Origin of the sequence: Streptomyces sp. SID9727 (genome assembly GCF_010550605.1) — a bacterium.
Taxonomy (GTDB): Bacteria; Actinomycetota; Actinomycetes; order Streptomycetales; family Streptomycetaceae; genus Streptomyces.
This window is the reverse complement of sequence record NZ_JAAGNI010000146.1, coordinates 1-5,189: the sequence shown is the minus strand read 5'-3', so window position 1 is coordinate 5,189 and position 5,189 is coordinate 1. Positions and strand designations below refer to the sequence as shown.

The following is a 5,189-nucleotide window of genomic DNA, read 5'->3' as shown; positions in this document are numbered from 1 at the left end:
GATCCGCCCCGGCTCCGGCATGCCCAGCGCGGCGGCCAGGCCGCTCACCACGCGCGTCCGCAGCTCGCCCTCCCCACCGGCCTCCGAGGCCGCCCGGTGCAGATCGGCCGGGGTCAGGCGGTCGAGCTCGGCCTCCACCAGCGCCCGCCGGCGTTTGTGCGGCTCACCGGAGGCGAACCTCGCCACGGAGGCCCGCAGCCAGGCGACGCTCGCGCCGGGCGTCCCGTCGTGGGGGCTCGGCGCCGGGGGGACGAGCGCGGGATCGGCGAGGGCCGCTCGGATCTCCGCGTACCGGCGGAACTCGTGTGTCGTCGTGTGCCTCATGACTCGGACCGTAGACCCGGAACACTTCGGGCCCCGCCGAACCGTCTCTGCGCCACCATGGACTCATGTCCTCTCTCGCCGGCACCGCCGCTCTCTTCGCCGACCGCACCCGTGCCGCCTTCTGCGAGGCCCTGCTCGACGGGCGGGCCTGGACCTCCGGTGAGCTGGCCCGGCACGCGGGCGTCAGCGCGTCCACCGCCAGCGAGCAGATCTCCCGCCTGGTGGCCGGCGGCCTGCTGGCCGAGGAGCGCCAGGGCCGGCACCGCTATGTCCGCCTCGCGGGCCCGGAGGCCGCCGCGCTGACCGAGGCACTCGCCGGGTACGCCCCCGGCACGCCCCGCCCGCGCACCCTGAGCGCCTCGGTCCGCCAGGACGCCGAGGCCCGGGCACGCACCTGCTACGACCACCTGGCCGGCCGGCTCGGGGTGGCCCTGGCGGACGCGATGAGCGCGCGCGGCCTGGTCGACACCGGCTCCGGGATCGCCGTCACCCCGGCGGGCCGGGACTGGCTGGCCGACACCCTGGACTACCGGCAGCCCGCCGGGTCCCGGCGCCCCCTCGTCCGTACCTGTCTGGACTGGACCGAGCGCCGCTCCCACCTCGCCGGCGCCCTGGGCGAGGCGCTGTGCACGGCGGCCCTGGAACGCGGGTGGGTGCGGCGCGTCGGCTCCGGGCGCGCGGTGAAGGTGACGCCGGAGGGGACCACGGCGTTCGGGGAACTGCTCGGGGTGGAGGCGTGAGGGGCCGCCCTCTCCGCGCAGGCGTGAGCGGCCCTCGGCGCCAGTCGACCTCCGTGGAGGCGTGAGCGGCCCTCAGCGCCAGTCGACCTCCGTGGAGGCGAAATAGGGCAGGCCCCGCTCGGCCCAGACGCGGCCGTGGTGGGCCAGGCGCTCGCGGTACTCGGCCCAGCCCGGCGCCCGCCCGCACCACGCGGCTTCCGCGACCGAGGCCAGCCGGGGCAGCAGGAGTACGGAGACGTCCTCGAAGCCCTTGAACCCCTCGGCGAACACCGTGGCCTCCACGCCCGCGACGTTGGCGTCCGGGACCGGGTAGGCGCCCGGGTCCCAGGCCGCCGTGTGCCGGACGCCCAGCGGGCGGTACCCGTCGAAGCCGAGCCGGGCGGCTTCGGCGGACTGCCCGGGCGGGGCGAACTCCGCGGCGTACGGGCGGTCCAGGTAGAGGTGGGACTGCGGGGAGAGCAGCACGCGCCCGCCGCCCTCGACGGTGCGGCGGAGGTCGTCGTCGGTGGGGGCGAAGAACCTCTTCAGCGCCGCGATGATCTCCACGGTCCGGCCGGCGGCCACGAGCTCGGGCCGGGCGGACAGCCCTTCCGCCGTGTCCGGGAGGTCCATCATCTCCACGTCCACCCAGTACTGCGCGATGTCCTCGGGGCCGGCCCCGGCCCGTGAGGACTCCTGCCAGGCCACCGGGCGCTTGCCCAGCTCACGGACGAGCGCGCGCAGTGCGCGTACGGAGTCGTCGAAGCTCTCCGGGGTCGCACCGAACGCCTCGTCGGCGCCGATGTGCACGTAGGGGCCGGCCGTCAGCGCGCAGACCTCGGTGAGGACACGGGCGACGGCGGTGCGGGTCGCCGCGTCGGTCAGGTCGAGCGGGGGCACGAACGGGAAGCGGTCCGCGAGACCGGCCGGGGCGGGGGCCGGGGGGAGCCCGGGCACGGCGGCCCGGAACGTCGCGCAGTGGCCCGGCAGGTCGATCTCGGGGACGACGGTGACGAACCGCCGGGCCGCGTACTCCTGGAGCGCGCGGTATGCGGACGCCGTGTAGAAGTCGGAGCCCGGTGCCGTCAGTTCGGGCATGCCGGGCAGTTCGACGCGCCAGCCCTCGTTGTCGGTGAGGTGCAGGTGCAGGACGTTGAGCTTGTAGAGCGCGGCGAGGTCGATGATCCGGCGCACCTCGTCCGGGGTGAGGAAGCTGCGGGCCGGGTCGACCATGAGGCCGCGCCAGGCGTAGCGAGGGGCGTCCGTCAGCTCCTGGTAGGGGAGTTCACCGGTGACGCGGGCGGTGGCGATGAGCTGGAGGGCCGTGGTCGCGCCCCGGAACACCCCCGCTGGGGTGCGGCCGCGGCACGTGATGCCGTCGGCGTCCACGTGGAGCCGGTAGCCCTCGTCCACAGGGTCCGCGGCTCCGTCGGGGGCGAGCCCGAGAGGGGGCGCGGACACCACCTCGTCCAGGCCAAGGACCAGTTCGCGGGGCGCCGCGCCGGGCGCGTCCGGCAGGTGCGGTGCGAGCAGCGCCCGCACGGTCGCGGCGACCTCCGTCAGTGCCGGGTCGGCCGCCCGTACGCGCCAGGAGCCGGCGGCGGGCAGCGCGCCGGCGGGGGAGGACGGTCGGGCGTCGGCGTGCGGGATGACGGCGTTCACGGGCTTCTCCCTGAGGTGGGACCGGTGGGCCGGGGGGCCGGAACGGCGGTGTCAGGTTCCGGCGGTCCGGCCCCCCGGGCATTCGGTGCCGGGGCGGGGCCGGACCGGCCGCCTCTTCTCCCGCACCGCTGCCACCTGTACGCTAACACGAAAACCGATCAATGAACGCTTTTTGCGGAGGGGGCGAACGGCCCGCCTCCGGGCGAAAGGAGAACCCGATGGTGCACGAGGCCGGACCCGGTTTCGCCCTGCCGGAAGGCTTCCTCATGGGGGCCTCGACCTCGGCCCACCAGGTCGAGGGCAACAACGTCTCCAGCGACTGGTGGGGCCTGGAGAACCGCCCCGGGAGCTTCGTCCAGGAGCCCAGCGGGGACGCCGCCGACAGCTTCCACCGGTGGCCCGAGGACATGGACCTGCTGCGCGGACTCGGCTTCGACTCCTACCGGTTCGGCATCGAGTGGGCGCGGGTGGAACCGGAGCGCGGCCGGGTCTCGCGCGCCGCCGTCGAGCACTACCGGGCCATGGTGCGCGGCGCGCTGGAACGCGGACTGACCCCGGTCGTGACCCTCCACCACTTCACCTCGCCCCGGTGGTTCAGCGACCTCGGCGGCTGGACGGCCCCCGGTGCGGACGAACTGTTCGCGGCCTACGCGCGCACCTGCGCCGGCATCCTGCGCGAGGGCGTCCGCCATGTCGCCACCATCAACGAGCCCAACATCGTGGCCATGATGTACGCCCTGAAGGGCCACGCGGCCGAGCACGGCTGGGAAAGCGTCGCGCACGGGGCGAACGCCGCCCGCGAGGCCGGGGCCGCCGCCGTCGATCCGGCCTCCTTCGCCCCGGACCCCGAGGTGATCCGGGCCCTGATCCGCGCCCACCGGGCCGCCACCGCGGCGCTGAAGGACACGGTGCCGGGCGTCCGGGTCGGCTGGACCGTGGCCAACCAGGTCTACCAGGGAGAGCCGGGCGCCGAGTCCGCCGCCACCGCCTACGCGTGGCCCCGCGAGGACGTCTTCCTGGAGGCCGCCCGCGAGGACGACTGGATCGGCGTCCAGGCCTACACCCGCCACCGCATCGGTCCCGACGGCACCCTGCCCCCGCCCCCGGGTGCCGAACTGACGCTCACCGGCTGGGAGTTCTACCCCGAGGCGCTCGGCGAGGCGGTGCGGCACACGGCGGAGGTCGTCGGCCCGCACGTGCCGGTCCTGGTCACCGAGAACGGCATCGCCACCGACGACGACGAGCGCCGTATCGCCTACACCGCCCGCGCCCTGGCCAGCCTCGCGGAGGTGATGGCCGAGGGCGTCGACGTACGCGGCTATCTGCACTGGAGCGCCCTCGACAACTACGAGTGGGGGAGCTACCGGCCGACCTTCGGGCTGATCGCGGTCGACCGCGACACCTTCGCCCGGACGCCCAAGGAGTCGGCGCGCTGGCTGGGCGGCCTGTCCCGGGACCGCCGGCTGCCCGCCGGAGCCCCGCCCGGGTCGGTGGCCACGCCGTCCTCGCGTTAGGGTGACCGGCATGGCGAAACGGGGCCCGTACGAGAAGGGCGAGGCCAAGCGCAGCGAGATCCTGCACGCGGCACTGGAGATCTTCGCCGCCGAGGGGTACCGGGGTACCTCCCTGCGGAAGGTGGCGGCGAAGTGCAGCCTCAGCCTGCCCGGTCTGATGCACTACTTCGACTCCAAGGAGGACCTGCTCACCCAGGTCCTCCGGATGCGTGACGAGACCGCGCGGGCCCGGCAGGTGGAGCGCACCGATCCGTACGGCTACCGCGAGATCATCCGGGAGGGCGCGAAGACACCCGGCCTGGTCGAGCTGTTCGTCTCGATGGCCGCCGCCGCCAGCGACCCGGCCCACCCCGCCCACGCCCACTTCGCCGAGCGCTATCCCGTGGTGCGCGAACGCGTCGCGGACTTCGTCCGGGACGGGATCGCGGAGGGCCGGATCAGCTCCGCGATCCCCCCGGAGCGGCTGGCCGTGCTCCTGGTCGCCGTGGCCGACGGCATCCAGCTGCAGTGGCTGATCGACCGGTCGACGGACATGGAACAGCCCATCGAGGACCTGCTCGCCGTCCTCGACCCGCGCACGGCGTCCGAAGGGGCCTGAACAACCGGGGAGGGGCGGCGCGCCCACGCGCCGCCCCTCCCTCGCACGTCCGGTACGGGTCAGAGCGCCGCCGCCGTCGCGGTCACCGCCTCCGTCCAGTCCGTCCAGCGCGGATCCGGTCCGGCGGCGGGTTCCCAGGCCATCGCCGTGCACACGTACCCCACGGCGAGACCGCTGCCGGGGTCGGCCATCCCCAGCCGCCCGCCCGCCCCCGCGTGCCCGAACGAGCCCGCGCCCAGCATCGGCAGCCCCTTCCGGGGCAGCTCGAAGCCGAGCCCGAAGCGGGAGCGGCCCGCCGGGTCGCCGCCGTCGAGCGGCGGTGGCGGCGACACGTCGTCGCGCGGGGCGACCGCCCGCTCCAGCGCCGCCGGG

Annotated in this window: 4 protein-coding genes and 2 pseudogenes; 3 read left to right on the top strand and 3 right to left on the bottom strand. The window is 75.4% G+C overall.

What is annotated here, in order from left to right:
* Positions 1–324 (bottom strand): annotated as a pseudogene (locus tag G3I41_RS10075) (isocitrate lyase/phosphoenolpyruvate mutase family protein); the annotation flags it as partial.
* A 65-nt stretch (positions 325–389) separates the two neighbouring features.
* Here G3I41_RS10075 and G3I41_RS10070 point away from each other — a divergent pair.
* Positions 390–1,064, top strand: coding sequence for a winged helix-turn-helix domain-containing protein (locus G3I41_RS10070; RefSeq protein ID WP_164399880.1), 675 nt, complete (start codon positions 390–392; stop codon positions 1,062–1,064).
* Between the two features lie 72 nt (positions 1,065–1,136).
* On the opposite strand, the gene G3I41_RS10065 is transcribed toward G3I41_RS10070, so the two are convergent.
* Positions 1,137–2,705 (bottom strand): family 20 glycosylhydrolase, encoded by a 1,569-nt coding sequence (locus tag G3I41_RS10065; RefSeq protein WP_164399879.1) that lies wholly within the window; start codon positions 2,703–2,705, stop codon positions 1,137–1,139.
* 218 nt (positions 2,706–2,923) lie between these two features.
* Here G3I41_RS10065 and G3I41_RS10060 point away from each other — a divergent pair, with 218 nt between their 5' ends.
* Both G3I41_RS10060 and G3I41_RS10055 read left to right on the top strand, forming a co-directional pair.
* Positions 2,924–4,219, top strand: a complete 1,296-nt coding sequence (locus G3I41_RS10060) for a family 1 glycosylhydrolase (protein WP_164399878.1) — start codon at positions 2,924–2,926, stop codon at positions 4,217–4,219.
* Between the two features lie 10 nt (positions 4,220–4,229).
* On the top strand, positions 4,230–4,817 hold the full coding sequence (locus tag G3I41_RS10055) for a TetR/AcrR family transcriptional regulator (RefSeq protein ID WP_164399877.1): 588 nt from the start codon (positions 4,230–4,232) through the stop codon (positions 4,815–4,817).
* 59 nt (positions 4,818–4,876) lie between these two features.
* On the opposite strand, the pseudogene G3I41_RS10050 reads toward G3I41_RS10055, so the two are convergent.
* Positions 4,877–5,189 (bottom strand): annotated as a pseudogene (locus G3I41_RS10050) (serine hydrolase); the annotation flags it as partial.